Source organism: Rhodococcus sp. T7 (assembly GCF_009872365.1).
Taxonomy (GTDB): Bacteria; Actinomycetota; Actinomycetes; order Mycobacteriales; family Mycobacteriaceae; genus Rhodococcus_F.
This window is the reverse complement of the sequence record NZ_WXYH01000249.1, coordinates 1-1045: the sequence shown is the minus strand read 5'-3', so window position 1 is coordinate 1045 and position 1045 is coordinate 1. Positions and strand designations below refer to the sequence as shown.

The 1045-nt window shown below is 68.1% G+C and carries 1 protein-coding gene; it reads right to left on the bottom strand.

From position 1 onward, the window contains the following. Nucleotides 1–182: 182 nt before the first annotated feature. Nucleotides 183–662, bottom strand: a complete 480-nt coding sequence (locus MLGJGCBP_RS22035) for a helix-turn-helix domain-containing protein (RefSeq protein ID WP_236581250.1) — start codon at nt 660–662, stop codon at nt 183–185. Nucleotides 663–1045 lie beyond the last annotated feature (383 nt).

Below are 1045 nucleotides of genomic sequence, written 5' to 3'. Positions count from 1 at the left end.
TGTTGGCCGTCGCTGAGAATGCAGACGATGGCGTCACGGAATTTGCAGACGCAGGTGTCGCCGTTCGTCGGCAGGCTGACGGGCCCGTCGGCACGGTGACTGCTGTGCGTCATTGTGAACGCCGCCGATCGGCACGATGACGGACGTACCCGGGCACGGCAAGACCGGACGGGACAGTTTTGTCAGCCGCTGCGGGGTGGGGACAGCAGACGTCCCTGTGTGTAGATCCCGATCAGGTCCCACGGTGGATCGGGGAACCCGAAGCGGCGACGATCCTCGACCGCGGCCGCCGACAGGACGCACAGTGCGTCCCCGAGCGGATTCCCGACGTACCGGATGGTGCAGAACGCCTCGCGGGCGACGAGGCCCAGCCGCTCGGTACCCCGGCGATGTAGCCACTGCACATGCTCACCGGTAGTGCGACGTAGCCAGCGGCGCACGGTCGATTCCGGGCGGCCCATCCGCTCGGCGATCCTCCGGAACCCCAGGCCTTTCGCCTTGTGGGCCAACGCATTCCCGATCACCTCGGCGGTGTCGGCCCGGCGCACCTGCAGGGCGGTGGGCAACAGGATGTGCGTGGCGCCGCAGTCGCGGCAGCGCACCCTTGTGGGCGCACGGTCAGGGTCGTCTCGCGGACGGTGCGGGCACGCCCGTGTCCCCACCTGGCCACCGTGCCCCGGCACTGCGGGCATCGCATGGTGCCGGCGTCGAGGAAGGTGTCGGCCTCCTCGGGCCGGCGTATGACGATCACAGCCGATGACTCCGCTCATGGTGGGACCAGTGTCGACGACTACATCCAATCGCACCAGGGGCCGGTTCGTGTTGGTAGCAGCGCTTCTCACGGCACGCCGTCACGCCGGACGACGAACGACGTCGCCGCCGTCACCGCACGGTCGTGTCCGCCCGATCCGGCATCGCTCATCACGGCTGTTCTCGTTCCTCGGCACGGTGACGATGCAGACGATCGGCCCTCTGCCCGGAACCCATCTGCATCACGGGTGACGGTTGGTGGCCCCGTGGTCGTCATATGCAGAGACGCTCAACA